Below are 16286 nucleotides of genomic sequence, written 5' to 3'. Positions count from 1 at the left end.
AAACGTGGGTATCAGATACAACGAAGCGCAGGGGGTTAAGCGCCCCCTGTGCTTAAGTTAATAGCTTGCCAAATTCACAGCTTACTTAGGTTCGGTGCCGAACCACTTCTTGTAGATCTCGTTATAGGTGCCGTTCTCGCGCAGGGTTTTCAGCGCGCCGTTCACCTTCTCGCGCAGCTCGTCGCTGCCTTTAGGGAAGGCGATGCCATACTGCTGTGCTTCCAGCGAATCGCCTACGGTTTTGAACTTGCCGGCGCCGGCCGTCTTAATGAAGTATAGGATGTTTGGCGTGTCGTGCAGCACCGCATCGGCGCGCTTGGTGCCCAGCTCCATGTAAGCGTTGTCGATGTTAGGGAACTGACGCAGATCCTTGGTTTTGATGTGCTGCTTGGCGTAATCCACCGAGCCGGTGCCGCTCTTCACCGCCACCACTTTGCCGTTCAGATCGTCGATGCTTTTCACGCTGTTGTTGTCGGCGTTGACCATCACCAGCAGGCCGCTCTTGTAGTAGCCGTCGGAGAAGTCGATGGCTTTTTTGCGCTCATCGGTGATGGTGATGCCGGCCAGCGCCAGGTCGACGTTTTTGGTCTGCAGCGCCGGAATGATGCCGCCGAAGTCCATCGGTTTCAGGGTGTAGTCCAGCTTCAGCTCTTTGGCGACGGCGGCCCACAGGTCGATGTCGAAGCCGACGTATTTGTCGCCTTGTTTGAACTCAAAAGGAACGAAAGCGGTGTCGGTGGCGACCACCAGTTTGTCTGCTGCGTGGGAACTTACGGCAAAGGCCAGAGAGAGTGCGGCCAGGGAGACTTTAAAAATCGACTTCATGAGAGGAATTCCTGTACAGGTTGCGGATTACCCATTTTTTATATTGCAGTTGGTGCCATGAAAAAATCGTGCCATGTTTTCAACTACCATAAAAACAAAGAGTTATTGCGTGATGTTGTGCCGGAAAGGCAAATTGTTATGGTTACGCACCAAAGCGGGGCACCAAAATGGTGCGTAAGAATTATCTTGGTGCACGGGGCTATCATTAACCAAAATTTGGCTGTGAAACAACCGTTCTTTAACGTTTTTGCTTCAATATTGATAACTAACTCTAACTTTCATGATGCACTGACGGTGCACGCGGGGCCGCGAAGGGAGAAAAGGGGGAGCAGATAATGCTAGCGCAACTGGCTATCTTTGCTGCCGCGCCGGTTGTACAGGCTGGCGGCCGCGTGTTTTTTGTCTTGTTCTGCCTGGCAGGCGAGGCAAAAACGCACGCCCGTTAACGCCTTGCGGCGCGCCTCGGGGATCGCCTCTCCGCATTCCTGGCAATAGCGTTCGCTCTCGCCGTGCCCGAGCGCTTCACGCGCGCGCTGCACCGCATCGTCGACGGTGGAATCAATCTGATCTTGTACGGCGCCGTCCGCCGCCCAGCCGCTGGCCATCATTACCTCCTGACAAGGGAACCTCACCGTTTAATATGGGGCGTTTTTTGTACAATGCAACGGTCGCGCAAAAGAAAACAGGCCGGGCAAAGCCCGGCCTGTTCTGCCCGGAACGACGGGCGCGCTGCAACGCTTTCGCGTTATTCGATGTTGGATTCGATGAACCACAGGAACTTGTCCAGATCGCGCGAGGCGGCGGTGAACATATCGGCGGTGTCTTCGTCTTCCACTTCGGTAATGGCTTTGCGGATGTCATTCGCGACCGCGCCGTAGCGGTCGGCCAGCGCCTTCAGGTGCTCTTGCACGCTGTGGATATTGGTCGGATAGCTTTTCAGCGGTGTCCGATCGTTGACCACCTGTACGGTGCCTAGTGCCACGCCGCCCAGTTGCACCACGCGTTCGGCGAAGGTGTCCTGATGCTCGATGATGGCGGTGCGGAAGCCGTCCAGCATTTCATGGACCGCGATGAAGTTCGCGCCGCGCATGTTCCAGTGCGCCTGTTTGGTGATCAATGAAAGATCGATGAATTGCACGACCTGATGGTTCAGCGCCTTGATGGCGGCCAGTTTAACTTTTTCGTCCAGATCGTTACGGGTATACAGCAGATCAGAAGATTTCGTTTTCACCAGTTTAGCGGTACTCATATCAGATATCCTCTTGATTAGTCGTTGTCCTATTTCGTTACGGGATCAATTATAGCAGGGGTATTTATTTTTGCCGCACGAAAATGGCTATTGCACAAATAGGAATGGCCTAATGGCACTATTTTTATTTGATTTTTGTTTTTGTGTAATCTGATGAATTTTATTGCGATTTTTGTACTTGGTTATTATTTAGATCAGTGACGATTTATCCCTGTTATCTTATTTTCTGCATGCATACTGCTCCGGATAAATATCCACTTTGTTATCGTGGTGTTAATTTCAAGCCTATTCAGATTGATAGCCATAAATGATACGGCTAAAGTAAGGGAATTATCCCCAGTCTTTATTGGCGAGTGATGAAAATTAACGTCGTCGGCACCAGCGGCAGCGGTAAAAGCACCCTGGCGCGTCAACTGGCGGAACGCCTTGACGTTCCCTATATCGAGATGGACAGACTCTATTGGCGGCCTGAGTGGCAGGGGACGCCCGATGCCGCGTTCCTGGCGCGGCTTGAGCAGGCGCTGGCCGAAGCGGGAGGAGGCTGGGTGCTGGACGGCAACTACAGCCGCACGCAACCGATCAAGTGGCGCGAGGTCGATTATATCCTGTGGCTGGACTACGGTTTCTGCCGCACGCTGTGGCAGGCCGTGCGCCGCGCGTGCCGGCGCGCGGCCAGCAAAAGCGAGCTGTGGCCGGGCACCGGCAATCGGGAAAGTTTCCGCCGTTCTTTCTTTAGCCGCGAGTCGATCGTGCTGTGGACGATCCGCACTTACTCGAAGAACCGGCGAAAATACCTGGCGGAGATGGCCCGTACCGATGTAGGGCGCCGTTTCAAGCGCTTGCGCTCTCCCCGCCAGGCCGCCGATTTTCTACGGACGCTGCCGCAGGTTCACAGCAGCAGACGGTGATGGATCCTCACCACCGCTTTCTTGATTTGCTGCGGGCGCTGCCACAGGCAGCCGGTCTTGTGCGGTTCCATCTGGAAAAAGATCGCGAACATGCCGTGCGTCATGTGCAGCGTTTGCGGGTGGCGTTTGATATCCAGCAGCAGAAGGTCGCTATTTTCTGCGTGCGGATGTTCGCGATGCCCGTCGCCCGCCAGGCCGTATTCGATGCGTTCTTCGCCGCTGATCAGCAGATGCAGCGCGATGTACTCCTGATGCATTTCGGCGCGCTTTTCCGCCGTAGGCACGGTGGTCAGCGTCATCACGTCCATAAAGATATTGTCGCCGTCGATCGGGTGATGGCCCAGCGCCAGTTCGGGCAGGTCGCATCGGCGCAACTCGGTCAGGGTTGAAACCAGCGCCGGCGCGAGTCCGCGGCCGAAGCGTGGGTTGAACAGGCTGTTGTGAATCACTGTTATTCTCCATGTGAGCGAAAGTCCAAAGAGCCTGCGATACAGGCTAAGGGGAAGTATGCCGATTTGTCACGAGGAAAACAGTTAACCCGCCTGCATTCCGGCGTTGCGGTCGGCAGGCGAGTCAGGCGATCAGGAAAGGCTTTCGAGGCGCGGCTTGGGGCGAATGGTCAGGGCGGAACCCATGGAGGCGGCGATTATCGCCGCCAGCGCCAACCATTGCACGCCGCTCAGGTGTTCGCCGAGGAACAGCATGCCGGACAGCGCCGCCATCGCCGGTTCCAGGCTCATTAAGGTGCCGAAGGTACGCGCCGGAATTTTGGGCAGCGCGATGATCTCCAGCGAATAAGGCAGCGCAGTGGAGAGGATCGCCACCGCCAGCGCCACTGGCAGAATATCGAGGTTGAACAGCACGCTGCCGGTTTGCCAGGCGCCGATCGGGCAGAACACCAGCGCGGCGATCAAAGAACCGAGCGCCACCGTACCGGGGCCGTGATCGCCGCCGGCCTTTTGGCCGAAAATGATATAGACCGCCCAGCAGGCGCCGGCGCCGAGCGCACAGGCGGCACCGAACGGATCGATCCCGCCTACGTCGTGGCCGAGCGGCAACAGGAACCACAGCCCGGCGATCGCCAATGCCACCCAGAGGAAGTCTATCGGCCGCCGCGAAGAGAACATGGCCACCGCCAACGGGCCGGTAAACTCCAGCGCTACGGCGATGCCGAGCGGCACGGTGCGCAGCGACAGGTAGAACAGGTAGTTCATCGCGCCGAGCGACAGGCCGTAAATCAGCAGCGGCAAGCGGCTGCCGGCGACGATGCGCATACGCCACGGGCGGAAGATAATGAACAGAATCAGGGTGCCGATGAAAAGACGCAGCGTCGTAATGCCTTCTGCGCCCACGATCGGGAACAGGCTTTTGGCCAACGAGGCACCGCTTTGGATAGACACCATGGCGATGATTAACAGACAGATGGGCAGCAGCGCGGAGGGCGCTCTGCCGGAAGTAGATAACGACATCCTTAACGGGCCTTTTTTGCGCCGTTCCTCAGCCTTGAGAAAACGGTCGAAACGGGGATGCGAGCAGTGTAAATGAAATGGCGAAAATCTGTCTGAGAAAAGCGCGCATCGCGGTGAAATCCGCCGATCCTCGGATGAGATGTGGCGAATTTGGTCAAAAAGTGCGCTTTTTCTTAAGAATTATCTGGATATTAAATTGGTGATTTTTGTCACAGAAAGCCGTAGAATACGGCCGAAAATAGAGCGAAAAGAAGCAGATACACTGTTCTTGAAATCTTCTGTTACACGATATAAAGCATTAGACACTCATTTCAAGGCAGAGTTTCACGCTAATTTTTGTTATATTTTCAAAGCATGAACAAATGGATGTATTTAATAATAAAACGCGTTTGAGGTGGTTATGAAAAAAATTGCATGTCTTTCCGCAGTAGCAGCTTGCGTATTAGCAGTTAGCGCAGGTACCGCATTCGCTGGTCAGAGCACCGTATCCGCTGGCTATGCGCAGGGTGATCTCCAAGGCGTTGCTAACAAGGCCGACGGTTTCAACCTGAAATACCGTTACGAGTTCGACAACAACCCACTGGGTGTGATCGGCTCTTTCACCCACCTGGAAAAAAATCGTTCTGAAAACGGTTTCTACAAGAAATCTCAGTACGATTCCATCACCGCAGGTCCAGCTTACCGCTTCAACGACTGGGCGAGCATCTACGGTGTGATCGGTGTTGGCTACGGCAAAAACATCGACAACGCCCAGGCTGGCGGTAACAAAGGTGGCAACAGCGACTACGGCTTCACCTACGGTGCCGGTCTGCAGTTCAACCCAATCGAAAACGTTGCCCTGGACGTTGGCTACGAGCAGAGCCGCATCCGCAGCGTGGACGTTGGCAGCTGGAACGTTGGCGTAGGCTACCGCTTCTAAGATTTCTTCATGCCTGCGGGCGTGAATGCGCGGCACAGGTTGCTGCGCGGATAAAAAATCCGCCTTCGGGCGGATTTTTTTTATCTGTCATTAGCCGCCGCGCCCCGTCGGCTGCGTCGAAAAGCGCGCGCTGCGGGCATCGCGCTCATAGCCTTGCGGTTCGGTCAGTGAACCGTACAGCTCGGGGCGGCGTCCATAAATCCAGCGGCGGCCGGTGCTGAGCGGGATCAGCGCCAGGTCGAGATCGGCGCTGACCATCCGATCTTGCGCCGCCCAGGTCTCCGCCACGATGCGGCCGTAGGGATCGAGGATCATCGCATTGCCGGTGCGCACCTCATCGTCATCGCGGCCCACGCCGTTGCTGAACAGCAAAAATAGCCCGTTGTCGTGAGCGCGCGAGGGCAGCCAGCGCATCAGCCAGCCGCGGCCGTGCTCACCGCGAAAGGCGGCTTCTATCGCCTGCGGATCTTCTGCCCGCCGCTGCCACAGCGCCTGTGGGATCGGCTTCATGCCGTGCGGACTGCGCGAATGAGTGCCGCCGGTCTGGTGCGGGGCCATCAGCACTTCCGCGCCCAGCAGCGCCGTCGCGCGTACATTCTCCACCAGATTGTTGTCCCAGCAGATCAATACGCCTACGCGCACGCCCCAGGGGGTATCGAACACCGTATAGCGATCACCGCTGGCGATAGCCGGGTGTTCGAAGGCGTGCAGTTTACGGTGCACATGCAGCGCGCCGTCCGGCAGACAAACGGCATAGGCGTTGTAGCAACGGCCGTCGTCGCCCAGCTCGATCAGCCCGACGCCGATCGCCATGTTGTAACGCTCCGCCAGCGGGCGAATGCGCGCCAGCGAAGGGCTTCTCGCGATCGGCTCCGCCAGCGCGCGCACCTCGGCGTCGGACAGATGGCGCACGTGCCAGTAGCCGGTGATGCACATTTCCGGGAAGGCCAGCAGCTGTACCTGCTGCTCGGCCGCCTGAGCGATAAAGCGCTCAATGGTCGAGAGGTTGTAATTCTTATCGTTGGCGCGATGCTGGAATTGCACCGTGGCGGCGCGCAATGAGATGGTCATGGTATCTCTCCGGTTAGGGTCTGCGTTGATTACAGCAGGTAGATTGATTACTGTATAATCAATTAAATTCCCTATTTGATAACCTAATGGAATGGATATAAAGCAACTGCGCGCCCTGGTGGCGCTGGCCGAACAAGGCAACTATCGGCAGGCGGCGAGCCGGCTGTACATCAGCCAACCGGCGCTGAGCAAGCAGATTCAGGCGCTGGAAACCCAGCTCGGCGTTCGGCTGTTCGAGCGTGGCCGGCAGGGGGCTGTGCTCACCGCCGGCGGGCAGCGGCTTTACCCGGAGGCGCAGGCGCTGGTGGAACAGTACCAGCAGTTTCAGCGGCGCGCCCGGCGGGTGGCACTCGGGGAAGCGGGGCGGCTGGCGCTGGGTTTTGGCCTTTCCAGCTTTCATCTGGCGCCGCAGTTGGTAGCCGCCTTTCGCCAGCGTTTTCCCGAGGTGGCGATCGGCCTGGAGGATATCCCGTCGGAACGGCAGTATCAGCTGCTGTTACAGGGGGAGTTGCAGGCGGGGTTCGTGCGTTTGCCTGTCACTACGCCGCTGTGCGGCGTGGCAATGCTGAGTGACCGGTTGGTGCTGGCTGCGCCGGGCGCGCTGGCGCTGCACGCCGACGATCTGATGGCGCGTTTCAATCAGCTGCCGCTGCTGCAGTTGACCCCTAAACGCGGGCGCGGGCTGAGCGATCAGTCGCTGCGGTTTATCGCCGCTCACCGGTTGACGCCGAACGTGGTGCAGCAGGCCGGCGATATCCAGACGCTGCTGGCGCTGGTCGCCGCCGGCGTCGGCGTCGCGCTGTTGCCGCACAGCATCACGCATATCGCGCCGGCTGGCATCGACATTCTGCCGCTGAGCGGCGAGGAAACGGAGTGGCAGGTCGGTATCGCCTGGGACCCGCAACGCGCCGACGCGCTGCGGGACAACTTCATTCAGACGGCGTTGGCGCTGCAACGCGGTTAAGTTTTAGAGTGGGCAATGCATCACGACGATCGGGCTCTGGTGATACTCGCTGCGGTGGCTTTCGCTAAAGCCGACTTTTTTCGCCAGCGCCAGCGAGGCCTGGTTTTCCGGCGAGATGATGCAGACGGTTTTCTCGCCCGGCAGGTGTGTTTTACCCCAGGCCAGCGCCGCCCGCAAAGCCTCGGTGGCGTAGCCTTTGCCGTGCGCCGAGCTCACCAGCGTCCAGCCCATTTCCGGCGCGTCGAGCGCCGGGGTGATGTCGCGCAGGAAGTTGGAGAAGCCGATGCTGCCGAGATACTCGCCGCTCTGTTTGTCACGCACCGCCCAATACCCGTACCCCAATAGCGCCCAGTGGCCGACGTAGCGCATCAGGCGCCCCCAGGAGTCTTCCCGGTCGCGCGGCGTGCCGCCGATATAGCGTACCACCAGCGGATCGGCCCACAGAGCGGCCAGCGAGTCGAAGTCGTCCAGCGTATGCGCGTCCAGCCGCAGGCGTTCGGTGACAAGCGTTGGCGCGGTGTTGATTACGGTCATGTTGCTGCTCCTGCACAGGGTGAAAGGCGATGAAAAACAACGGCGTTCAGTATGCCAGAGAAATCACACCGCCAGCCACAACAGCCAGGTGAACAGAAAGCCGCTCAGGCCGAGCAAGGTGGTCAGCACCGTCCAGGTCTTCAGGCCATCGGCCACCGACAGCCCCAGATAGCGCGTGACGATCCAAAAACCGGAGTCGTTGACGTGGGAAAGCCCCAGCCCGCCGAAACAGGTCGCCAGCGTCACCAGCACCAGCTGTAGCTGATTCAAGCCGCTGACCGCTTCCGACAACAGGCCGCCGGTGGTCAGGATCGCCACGGTGGCGGACCCCTGCGAAGCGCGAAGCGCCAGCGAAATGATAAAGGCGGCGGGCACCAGCGGCAGGCCGATGGCCGTCAATACTTCTGCCAGCGCTTTGCCGACGCCGGATTCCACCAGCACCTTGCCGAACACGCCGCCCGCGCCGGTCACCAGGATCACCACTGCAGCGGTCGGCAGCGCGGCGCCCATCACGTCGCTGGCGTGCTGCAGGCTCCAGCCGCGGCGCAGCGCCAGAAAATAGAAGGCCAGCAGCAGGGCGATCATCAGCGCCACCGCCGGTGAGCCCAGCAGCGACAGCGTATCGCGCAGCGCCGAGCCGGCCGGCAACAGCGTAGCGGAGACGGTGCCGAGCATGATGATGGCGATCGGGATGACGATCAGCGCCGCCACCAGGCCGGCGCCGGGCGGGTTGATGCGATCGCTGAGCGGCGCTTGCCCTTCCGGCCGCGGTTCCGGCGCCGCCAGCTGCAGCTGTTCCAGCACCTCTATCGATAATGGATAGGTTTTGCGGTTGAGGTAGTTGGCGGCGAAATAGCCGATCGCGCCGACCGGAATACAGATTGCGAGGCCGATGATGGTCAGCCAACCGATGTCGGCGTTGAGCAAACCGGCGGCGGCGACCGGGCCAGGGTGCGGCGGCAGCGCGACGTGTACCGTCAACATCACGCCGGCCATCGGCAGGCCGAACTTCAGCGGCGACACTTTAGCGACCTTGGCGAAGCCATAGATAATCGGCGCCAGAATGATAAAACCGACGTCGAAGAATACCGGAATGCCGAGAATAAACGCGGCGAGGGTCAGTGCGGCGACGGTATGTTTCGGCCCCAGCCCCTGGCTGAAGCGTTGCGCCAGCGACTCGGCGCCGCCCGAGTGTTCGATCATGCGGCCAAGCATCGCGCCCAGACCGATGATGATGGTCACCGAGCCAAGTACGCCGCCCATCCCGGCGGTCATCACTTTCATCACTTCGCCGGTCGGAATGCCGCTGGCCAACGCCACCAGCAGACTGACCACCAACAGCGCGACGAAGGGCTGCACCTTCGCCTTGATGACCATCAATAACAGCAGCACCACGCCGAGTACGGCAATCAGCAACAGCAGAGAGGTAGACATGAAAAAAGCCTTTCGTTGGGTAAGCGTTGGGCACCGCGATCGCCGCGTGGCGATACGGGTGCGTTTCATTGTTATAAAATCGATTTCCTGGTGTCGGCGGCGGCGTTAGCGGTAAGGCTTCAGCCAGCCGAGCCCGGCGGCGGTGTCGCCGCGCGGCCGGTATTCGCAGCCTATCCAACCCTGATAGCCGAGCGCATCCAGTCTGTCGAACAGCCACGGATAATTCAGTTCGCCTTCGTCCGGCTCATGGCGATCCGGCACGGAGGCTATCTGGATATGCGCGTAGCGCCCGGCCAGCGTCTCCAGCAGCCCGCTGATATTGCCGTCCACTAACTGCGCGTGGAAAAAGTCGAACTGAATGAACACGTTCGGTCTCCCGATCGCCGCCACGGCTTCCGCCACCTGGTGTTGGCTGGCAAACAGGTAGTCGGGCTTGACCGGCGGGCTGAGCGCTTCGAGCAGCACCTTGACGCCGTGCGGGGCGAAGGCGTCGGCGGCATAGCGCGCATTGGCGATAAAGGTGTCGAGATAACGCTGCCGATCCGCGCCCGCGGGCACCACGCCGGCCATCAGGTGCACGCAGGGGCAGGAAAGGGCGATGGCGTAGGCCAGCGCGCGGTCGATATCGGCGCGTGCGTCCTGCTCGCGGCCCGGCAGCGCCGCCAGCCCCCATTCGCCGGCGGCGGCATCGCCGGGCGCGGTGTTGAACAGCACCTGTTGCAGGCCGTGTTCGCGCAGCTTTTCGGCCAACAGCTCGGCGGGATAGTCGTAAGGGAACAGGAACTCCACCGCGCTGAAGCCCTGTGCGGCAGCGGCGTCGAAGCGCTCGAGGAACGGCACTTCGTTAAACATCATCGATAAATTGGCGGCAAATTTAGGCATGGTTCAGCTCCGTAATTCGGCAATTTCATCATCGGTCAAATAGCGGATAGGACGATCGCCGAGGGTGAAGATCAGCCGCGCCGCATCTTCCATCTCTTCGGCATTGTCCGCCGCCGCTCGCAGGTCTTTACCGGTCACCACCGGCCCGTGGTTGGCCAGCAAAAAGGCGCGGTGGGTGGGCGCCAGGCGGGCCAGATCCTGCGCCAGCCTTTCGTCGCCGGGGCGGTAGTAGGGCACCACCGGCACCTTGCCGACGCGCATCACCACATAGGGGGTGAACGGTTTGATGGCGTTGTCGACGTCCAGCCCCTGCAGGCAAGAGAGCGCCGTGAGGTAGGTGCAATGCAAGTGCACCACCGCTTTGCATTCCGGATTGTTCAGATACAGCGCTCGGTGAAAGCTGATCTCTTTCGACGGCTTGTCGCCGGAGAGCCAGTCGCCGTTCAGGCTCACTTTAGACAGGCGATCGGCCTGCAGCTCGCCGAGACAGGAGCCGGTCGGCGTTGCCAACAGCGCGCCGTCCGGCAGCAGCAGCGAGAGGTTGCCGGCAGAGCCGGTGGCGTAACCGCGTTGGAAAAACGAAGCGCCCAGGCGCACCATCTCTTCTCGTGCCTGCTGTTCGATGGTCATACTGGAAACTCCGTTTGCGCGCGCACGAAGAAGGCTTCATCGCCAAAATTGCCTGACTTCAATGCCAGGGAAATGGCCCGATCGTTGGCCAGCACCCAGGGAACGCCGGGGGAAATGCTGGGGCCGATATGGAAACCGCGAATGCCCAGCGCCTGCGTGACCACGCCGGAGGTTTCGCCGCCGGCGACGATAAAGCGGCTGAATCCCAACTGGCGCAGCTGCACCACCAGCTCGGCGAACAATGCCTCCACCGCCTCGCTGGCGGCGCTACCGTACTGCCGTTGCGTTTGCTGCAGCGCTTCCGGCGCTGCGGTGGCGTAGATCAGTGGGGCAAGCGCCTCCCCGGCGTGGCGCTGCGCCCAATGCGCCAACTCGGCGGCGTAGGCGGCGCGCGCCTGTGGCTCGAGGCAGCGGCCGATATCGATGGCCTGCGTCGAAGCGCGTTCGCGATAGTGCGCCACCTGCCGGTTGGTCATCACAGAACACGAGCCCGACAGCACCGCCGCTTTTTCCCCCTGCGGCGCACCGGCCGCCTCTGCCGAACGTTCGCCGTTCTGCGCCCATTGCCGCGCCAGGCCGATCGCCAGGCCCGAACCGCCGGTCACCAGCTTCATCGTTTTCAACGCTTCACCCTGGATGAGCAGATGCCGTTCGTTGAGCGTATCCAGCACTGCGTAGCGCACGCCGTCCTGCGCCAATTGCCGCAGTTTCTCGCTGACCGCCTCGGCGCCGCGATCCATTTCCGCCGCCGTTACCAGCCCGCAGCGCCCGGCGGCCTGAGACTCCATCAGGCGCAGCAGGTTGCTCTCGGTCATCGGTGTGACCGGGTGATGACGCATGCCGGATTCAGACAGCAGCTGTTCCCCGACGAACAGGTGGCCCTGATAGACCGTGCGGCCGTTTACCGGCAGCGCCGGTGAGACAACCGTGAAACTTTCCCCCAGCGTGGCGAGCAGGGCGTCGGTCACCGGGCCGATATTGCCTTGTGCGGTACTGTCGAAAGTGGAGCAGTATTTGAAGTAGAACTGACGGCAGCCCTGTTTTTGCAACCAGGCCAGCGCCTGCAACGATTGTTCGACCGCCTGTTCTGCCGGGCAGGAGCGCGATTTCAGGCTAATGACCGCCGCCTGTGCGTTTACCTGCGTTTCGTCTTGCGGCACGCCGTTCAGCTGCACCGTCGGCAGGCCGTTTTGCACCAGAAAACTGGCAATATCGGTCGCGCCGGTAAAGTCATCTGCGATTACGCCGAGCAGCATCAGATTGCCTCCTTTTTCTGCGGCAGGTCGATGCCGGCAAAGATTTTGATCACCGCACTGTCGTCTTCTTTACCGTAACCGGCGTTGCTGGCGGCGGTAAACATGGTGAAAGCGGTGGAGGCCAGCGGCAGCGGGAAGTGCAGTGCCTTGGCGGTATCCGCTACCAGCCCCAGATCCTTGACGAAGATATCCACCGCCGACTTGGGCGCATAGTCGCCGTCGACCACGTGACGCATGCGGTTTTCGAACATCCAGGAGTTGCCGGCGGCGTGGGTGACCACGTCGTACATCACGTCCAGCGGGATGCCGGCGCGGGCGGCCAGCGCCATGGCTTCCGCGCCGGCGGCGATGTGCACGCCAGCCAACAGTTGGTGGATGATTTTTACCGTCGCGCCCAGGCCGATCGTCTCGCCGATGCGGTACACCTTGCCGGCGATGGCGTCCAGCACGGGTTGCAGGCGATCGAAGGTGGCGTCGCCGCCGGCGGCCATCACCGTCATCTGGCCTTCCTCCGCCTTGGCCGCCCCGCCGGAAACCGGCGCATCCAGCATCGGCAGCCCGTAGTCCAGCAGCCGTTGCTCGATCTGTTTGGCGTCATCGGCGGAAATGGTCGAAGAGACCATCACCGCGGTGCCCGGCTTGAGCTTTGGCGCCAGGCCTTGTTCGCCGAACAGGATCTGCTTCACTTGGGCGGCGTTCACCACCAGCAGCAGCACGGCGTCCAGCTCGGCCGCGAAGTCGCACGCGCTGGTAGACGTTTGTTTCGCGCCGGCCTGTTGCAGCGCCGCCAGCGCCTGCGGATTCAGGTCCGCCCCGTAGGTGGTCAATCCGGCGCGGAGGCACGAGCGCGCCGCGCCCATGCCCATCGCGCCCAGCCCAATGATGCAGACGGCATATTTCCCTGGGTGTGTCATACTGCACTCCTGTTAATTTTAGTGATAATTTGTTTTGTTGTGTTAAATGTAAGCGCTTGGCGGCCGTTTATCCGCGATCGTTATCACAATAATTAACAATGCGTGAGACGAGTTTTTTGTGCGGTTTCTGGCCTGTATCAACATTACTATTATGTTTTTAAATAAGTTTATGCTTGTCTGGCGCCACTGCGCGCGCCGTCACGCCGTGAAAAATTAGGGCTATCGGCGAACGAAAATTGACGTAAAATCACAATTATTATCACCGCAGCAACGAGAGGGAACCGTGATACCTGTAGAACGCCATCAACAAATTCTTGCGCTGGTATCCGAACGCGGCGTCGTCAGCATTGCCGAGCTGACTGAACGGCTGGGGGTGTCGCACATGACGATCCGCCGCGATGTGCAAAAGCTGGAGGAACAGGGCGCGGTGCAGTCGGTCTCGGGCGGCGTGCAGGCGCCCGAGCGGGTGGCGAGCGAACCTTCGCACCAGGCTAAAGAGGGGATGTTCAGCCGGCAGAAAATCGCCATCGGCCGGCTGGCGGCGCGGCAAATTCCCGCCAACAGCTGTATTTATCTGGATGCCGGCACCACCACGCTGGCGCTGGCGAAACAGATCGGAGAACGTGACGATTTGACGGTGGTGACCAACGACTTTGTCATCGCCGGCTTCCTGATTGAACATAGCCAGTGCAGAATCATCCACACCGGCGGCACCGTGTGCCGGGAAAATCGTTCCTGCGTCGGCGAAGCGGCGGCGCAGGCGCTGCGCGGTCTGTTTATCGATCTGGCGTTTATCTCCGCCTCTTCGTGGAGCATGCGCGGCCTGTCGACGCCGAACGAAGACAAGGTGATGGTAAAGAAGGCCATCGTCGAGGCCAGCCGCCGCTGCATTCTGCTCAGCGACACCTCGAAATACGGCAAGATCGCGACCTACCTGGCGCTGCCGATCGCCGCCTTTGACGCCGTCATTACCGACGAGGGGCTGCCCGCCGCCGCGCGGGAAGCCATCGAGCAAGCGGGGCTTGCGTTATTGACGGCAGGGGAAGAAGAGTAAGAACGAACCGGAATCAGGATGAAAGTTCGGTATCGATGCCACGTGCGGGCGCTTCACTGGCTTCAACGCCGCCGCGTTCATGCCATTCGCGGCGCCTTTGTTCAGCCCATTCCTCGTGGAAAGCTTGCATCTCTTTTTGGTGCCGTTCCTTCATGCTCATAGGGGTTGGGTGGGATTCTGCCGTTAACAGGCGGGATTTCGATGACATATAATCCGTCCTCAATAAGCTCTGTGTTGTACAAATAATGTACGTGATGCGCATGTTTTTTCAAGAGCGAGTCATAAATTCTGGCTAATGCCGGCCTGAGCGGTACGCTGAAAATCAATCTCGCTTGGTATTGCACCACAAAAGTGACAATCGCCAGGCCGATGCCATTAATGAAGAGTTGTTCTCGTTCATATCGGGTGTACGCCATCCTGGTATAGGTATCAAATAAGGATCTGGCTACTTGGGCCCGGGTTTCCAATGCTCTTACATCGTACAGTTCCATGGCATAAGCATTGTCTAATACTTCCGAGGCAGGATAGGCCCCAATCAGCCATTGACGCATCCTTAACGTCGCTTTTTTAAAATCAAGGTAATACGCAGCAACGCTGCCGGCATTTTTATAAACTGTTATTCGGTATCTATACTCTGTGACCGGTCGCGCATTGATCTCCCTCACATCAATCTCCATGATAAAATCCTTTTTACTATTATTTTTCCTATAGTTATCTCCGTTGTGACGAACAAATTATTAACCGCGGCGGAGAAGATCCTCCAGCCGCCGATGAGGCTTATGCGCAGCGCTGCGCAAAACTAAATGCCGCTGAACCAGTTATAGCCCTGATCCTCCCAATACCCGCCCGGATTGACGTCGCTGACGAAGATCGCGGCGATATGTTTGGCGTTTTTGAACCCCAGCTTGGTGGGCACCCGCAGTCGCAGCGGGTAGCCATAGTCCGCCGGCAGCGCCTTGCCGCCGAAATCCAGTGCCAGGATGGTCTGCGGATGCAGCGCGGTGGCCATGTCGAGGCTGGAGTAATAGCGATCGGCGCATTTGAAGCCGACGTAACCGGCATTCAGATCCGCCCCGACGTGCTGCAGAAAGGTGCGCAGCGGCACGCCGCCCCATTGGCCGATGGCGCTCCAGCCCTCAATGCAGATCAGACGCGTGATTTGGCTTTGCTGCGGCAGCCGCTGCAGCTGTTCCAGCGTCCAGGGCGCTTTCTTCTCCACCTTCCCGGCGACCTCAAGCCGGTAGCCGGCGAGATCGATCTCGGGGACGTTGTATTCCGGGTAAAACGCGTTGAAAGGGAAAGGGTGGGTAATCTGATCGGGCCGGTAAGTTTGCGCCAGCCGCTGGCCGCTGAACAGCCAGGCCTGCACCCGGTCGTTCCAGCGCGACATGGCCCACAGCACCTTATCCACCCGATCGCCGTCTTGCAGGTTGCAACCGGAGAGCATGGCGATGCCGCCCAGCGTCAGGCCGGAACGCAGCATCAGGCGGCGCTGCAGATTGACCAGCTGCTTTTTTTGGTCCGGTTCTAGTTTTGGCGCGGTTGCCCGCGGTTTTTTCTCATTCATGTTTGCCACCCGTTATCATCGCCCACAGCGTTTTGGGCACGACGATCACCATGAAAACGTGGATCGCCACGAACAGGCCGATGCCGGCCATGGCGAAGAAATGCACGTAGCGCGCAAAATCGAAGCCGCCAAACAGGGCGACCAATCCCTGCAGCTGAACCGGCTTCCAGATCGCCAGGCCGGACAGCACCAGCAACAGGCCCAGCGCCAGCACGCCGAGATACATCAGTTTCTGAATGGCGTTGTAGTGGCCATGCCGGTGGCGCAGACGCAGCGTCAACGCCAGCCAGATATCCTGCCGCAGCGCGCCGACGCGCAGCGGCAACAGATCGCGGCGAAAATGGCCGCTGAACAGGCTCCACAGCAAATAGCAGAGGGCGTTGAGCGCCAATAGCCACATCACCGCCAAATGCCAACCAATCGCGCCGCCCAGCCAACCGCCCAGCGTCATCTGTGACGGAAAGCGGAAATCGAACAGCGGCGAGGCGTTATAGATCTCCCAACCGCTCATGAACATGCACACCATGGCGAACAGGTTGATCCAATGAGTGATTCGAACCGGCCAGCGATGCACCGGCCGCGACGCGTTGGTTTTCATGGCTTTCTCCGG

The 16286-nt window shown here is 59.7% G+C and carries 19 protein-coding genes; 4 read left to right on the top strand and 15 right to left on the bottom strand.

The features are described from left to right. Window positions 1-81: 81 nt before the first annotated feature. The 3 genes from glnH to dps form a co-directional block, all read right to left on the bottom strand. Window positions 82-825, bottom strand: a complete 744-nt coding sequence (gene glnH / locus ACUTSC_RS07940; RefSeq protein WP_004939223.1) for a glutamine ABC transporter substrate-binding protein GlnH — start codon at window positions 823-825, stop codon at window positions 82-84. 338 nt (window positions 826-1163) lie between these two features. After that, a complete protein-coding gene (locus tag ACUTSC_RS07935; protein ID WP_197766920.1) occupies window positions 1164-1430 on the bottom strand; it encodes a DksA/TraR family C4-type zinc finger protein in 267 nt (88 codons plus the stop codon). 140 nt (window positions 1431-1570) lie between these two features. Next, complete coding sequence (gene dps, locus ACUTSC_RS07930) at window positions 1571-2074, bottom strand: DNA starvation/stationary phase protection protein Dps (protein WP_004939215.1); 504 nt, start codon at window positions 2072-2074, stop codon at window positions 1571-1573. 356 nt (window positions 2075-2430) lie between these two features. Between dps and ACUTSC_RS07925 the strand changes: the two genes are divergently transcribed. Further along, the gene (locus tag ACUTSC_RS07925; RefSeq protein ID WP_197773123.1) at window positions 2431-2982 is read left to right on the top strand and encodes an AAA family ATPase; all 552 of its coding nucleotides are present in this window, start codon (window positions 2431-2433) and stop codon (window positions 2980-2982) included. Here the strand turns inward: ACUTSC_RS07925 and ACUTSC_RS07920 are convergent. Next, window positions 2964-3431 carry a YhcH/YjgK/YiaL family protein gene (locus ACUTSC_RS07920; RefSeq protein ID WP_197766597.1) on the bottom strand — a complete coding sequence of 156 codons (468 nt, stop codon included), beginning with the start codon at window positions 3429-3431 and terminating at the stop codon, window positions 2964-2966. The two genes, ACUTSC_RS07925 and ACUTSC_RS07920, sit on opposite strands and share 19 nt — an antisense overlap. Window positions 3432-3563: 132 nt before the next feature. After that, window positions 3564-4451 (bottom strand): threonine/homoserine exporter RhtA, encoded by an 888-nt coding sequence (gene rhtA, locus ACUTSC_RS07915; RefSeq protein ID WP_445653254.1) that lies wholly within the window; start codon window positions 4449-4451, stop codon window positions 3564-3566. Between the two features lie 400 nt (window positions 4452-4851). Between rhtA and ompX the strand changes: the two genes are divergently transcribed. Continuing rightward, window positions 4852-5370, top strand: a complete 519-nt coding sequence (gene ompX / locus ACUTSC_RS07910) for an outer membrane protein OmpX (protein ID WP_033637662.1) — start codon at window positions 4852-4854, stop codon at window positions 5368-5370. A 90-nt stretch (window positions 5371-5460) separates the two neighbouring features. Here the strand turns inward: ompX and ACUTSC_RS07905 are convergent, their stop codons facing one another. After that, window positions 5461-6441, bottom strand: a complete 981-nt coding sequence (locus ACUTSC_RS07905) for a nitrilase family protein (RefSeq protein WP_197766596.1) — start codon at window positions 6439-6441, stop codon at window positions 5461-5463. A 91-nt stretch (window positions 6442-6532) separates the two neighbouring features. Between ACUTSC_RS07905 and ACUTSC_RS07900 the strand changes: the two genes are divergently transcribed. Further along, a complete protein-coding gene (locus ACUTSC_RS07900) occupies window positions 6533-7405 on the top strand; it encodes a LysR substrate-binding domain-containing protein (protein WP_197766595.1) in 873 nt (290 codons plus the stop codon). Between the two features lie 3 nt (window positions 7406-7408). Here ACUTSC_RS07900 and ACUTSC_RS07895 read toward each other — a convergent pair whose 3' ends face one another. The 6 genes from ACUTSC_RS07895 to ltnD form a co-directional block, all read right to left on the bottom strand. After that, a complete protein-coding gene (locus tag ACUTSC_RS07895; RefSeq protein ID WP_060432713.1) occupies window positions 7409-7939 on the bottom strand; it encodes a GNAT family N-acetyltransferase in 531 nt (176 codons plus the stop codon). Window positions 7940-8002: 63 nt separating this feature from the next. Continuing rightward, a complete protein-coding gene (locus ACUTSC_RS07890; RefSeq protein WP_142109518.1) occupies window positions 8003-9373 on the bottom strand; it encodes a GntP family transporter in 1371 nt (456 codons plus the stop codon). Window positions 9374-9478: 105 nt separating this feature from the next. Further along, window positions 9479-10255, bottom strand: coding sequence for a 2-oxo-tetronate isomerase (gene otnI / locus ACUTSC_RS07885; RefSeq protein WP_197766593.1), 777 nt, complete (start codon window positions 10253-10255; stop codon window positions 9479-9481). A 3-nt stretch (window positions 10256-10258) separates the two neighbouring features. After that, window positions 10259-10885, bottom strand: a complete 627-nt coding sequence (otnC, locus tag ACUTSC_RS07880) for a 3-oxo-tetronate 4-phosphate decarboxylase (RefSeq protein WP_060440396.1) — start codon at window positions 10883-10885, stop codon at window positions 10259-10261. Continuing rightward, window positions 10882-12141 carry a 3-oxo-tetronate kinase gene (otnK, locus tag ACUTSC_RS07875; protein WP_080440232.1) on the bottom strand — a complete coding sequence of 420 codons (1260 nt, stop codon included), beginning with the start codon at window positions 12139-12141 and terminating at the stop codon, window positions 10882-10884. Before otnK ends, otnC begins: the two co-directional genes overlap by 4 nt. Beyond that, a complete protein-coding gene (ltnD, locus tag ACUTSC_RS07870; protein ID WP_084826576.1) occupies window positions 12141-13055 on the bottom strand; it encodes an L-threonate dehydrogenase in 915 nt (304 codons plus the stop codon). The genes otnK and ltnD overlap by 1 nt, the downstream gene beginning before the upstream one ends. Before the next feature lie 283 nt (window positions 13056-13338). On the opposite strand from ltnD, the gene ygbI reads away from it, so the two are divergent. Beyond that, window positions 13339-14109, top strand: a complete 771-nt coding sequence (gene ygbI, locus ACUTSC_RS07865; protein WP_197766592.1) for a DNA-binding transcriptional repressor YgbI — start codon at window positions 13339-13341, stop codon at window positions 14107-14109. Window positions 14110-14210: 101 nt separating this feature from the next. On the opposite strand, the gene ACUTSC_RS07860 is transcribed toward ygbI, so the two are convergent. From ACUTSC_RS07860 to ACUTSC_RS07850, 3 genes are all read right to left on the bottom strand, one after another. Further along, entirely contained in the window at window positions 14211-14786 is a 576-nt protein-coding gene (locus ACUTSC_RS07860) for a hypothetical protein (RefSeq protein WP_197773125.1), read from the bottom strand. A gap of 122 nt (window positions 14787-14908) precedes the next feature. Continuing rightward, complete coding sequence (locus tag ACUTSC_RS07855; protein ID WP_197766590.1) at window positions 14909-15676, bottom strand: molybdopterin-dependent oxidoreductase; 768 nt, start codon at window positions 15674-15676, stop codon at window positions 14909-14911. Continuing rightward, on the bottom strand, window positions 15669-16274 hold the full coding sequence (locus ACUTSC_RS07850; protein ID WP_197766589.1) for a cytochrome b/b6 domain-containing protein: 606 nt from the start codon (window positions 16272-16274) through the stop codon (window positions 15669-15671). The genes ACUTSC_RS07855 and ACUTSC_RS07850 overlap by 8 nt, the downstream gene beginning before the upstream one ends. Window positions 16275-16286: the final 12 nt, after the last annotated feature.

It is taken from the genome of Serratia sp. TSA_105.2 (genome assembly GCF_052692115.1).
This window is presented reverse-complemented; position numbering and strand designations above follow the sequence as displayed.

What these genes read in the sequence shown, in the direction of transcription:
- otnC (WP_060440396.1), bottom strand. Translation starts at nt 10,885, where the DNA reads ATGACCATCGAACAGCAGGCACGAGAAGAGATGGTGCGCCTGGGCGCT.
- ACUTSC_RS07895 (WP_060432713.1), bottom strand. Translation starts at nt 7,939, where the DNA reads ATGACCGTAATCAACACCGCGCCAACGCTTGTCACCGAACGCCTGCGG.
- ltnD (WP_084826576.1), bottom strand. Translation starts at nt 13,055, where the DNA reads ATGACACACCCAGGGAAATATGCCGTCTGCATCATTGGGCTGGGCGCG.
- ACUTSC_RS07925 (WP_197773123.1), top strand. Translation starts at nt 2,431, where the DNA reads ATGAAAATTAACGTCGTCGGCACCAGCGGCAGCGGTAAAAGCACCCTG.
- dps (WP_004939215.1), bottom strand. Translation starts at nt 2,074, where the DNA reads ATGAGTACCGCTAAACTGGTGAAAACGAAATCTTCTGATCTGCTGTAT.
- otnI (WP_197766593.1), bottom strand. Translation starts at nt 10,255, where the DNA reads ATGCCTAAATTTGCCGCCAATTTATCGATGATGTTTAACGAAGTGCCG.
- ACUTSC_RS07860 (WP_197773125.1), bottom strand. Translation starts at nt 14,786, where the DNA reads ATGGAGATTGATGTGAGGGAGATCAATGCGCGACCGGTCACAGAGTAT.
- ACUTSC_RS07905 (WP_197766596.1), bottom strand. Translation starts at nt 6,441, where the DNA reads ATGACCATCTCATTGCGCGCCGCCACGGTGCAATTCCAGCATCGCGCC.
- ACUTSC_RS07935 (WP_197766920.1), bottom strand. Translation starts at nt 1,430, where the DNA reads ATGGCCAGCGGCTGGGCGGCGGACGGCGCCGTACAAGATCAGATTGAT.
- ACUTSC_RS07850 (WP_197766589.1), bottom strand. Translation starts at nt 16,274, where the DNA reads ATGAAAACCAACGCGTCGCGGCCGGTGCATCGCTGGCCGGTTCGAATC.
- glnH (WP_004939223.1), bottom strand. Translation starts at nt 825, where the DNA reads ATGAAGTCGATTTTTAAAGTCTCCCTGGCCGCACTCTCTCTGGCCTTT.
- ompX (WP_033637662.1), top strand. Translation starts at nt 4,852, where the DNA reads ATGAAAAAAATTGCATGTCTTTCCGCAGTAGCAGCTTGCGTATTAGCA.
- ACUTSC_RS07890 (WP_142109518.1), bottom strand. Translation starts at nt 9,373, where the DNA reads ATGTCTACCTCTCTGCTGTTGCTGATTGCCGTACTCGGCGTGGTGCTG.
- otnK (WP_080440232.1), bottom strand. Translation starts at nt 12,141, where the DNA reads ATGCTGCTCGGCGTAATCGCAGATGACTTTACCGGCGCGACCGATATT.
- rhtA (WP_445653254.1), bottom strand. Translation starts at nt 4,451, where the DNA reads ATGTCGTTATCTACTTCCGGCAGAGCGCCCTCCGCGCTGCTGCCCATC.
- ACUTSC_RS07900 (WP_197766595.1), top strand. Translation starts at nt 6,533, where the DNA reads ATGGATATAAAGCAACTGCGCGCCCTGGTGGCGCTGGCCGAACAAGGC.
- ACUTSC_RS07855 (WP_197766590.1), bottom strand. Translation starts at nt 15,676, where the DNA reads ATGAATGAGAAAAAACCGCGGGCAACCGCGCCAAAACTAGAACCGGAC.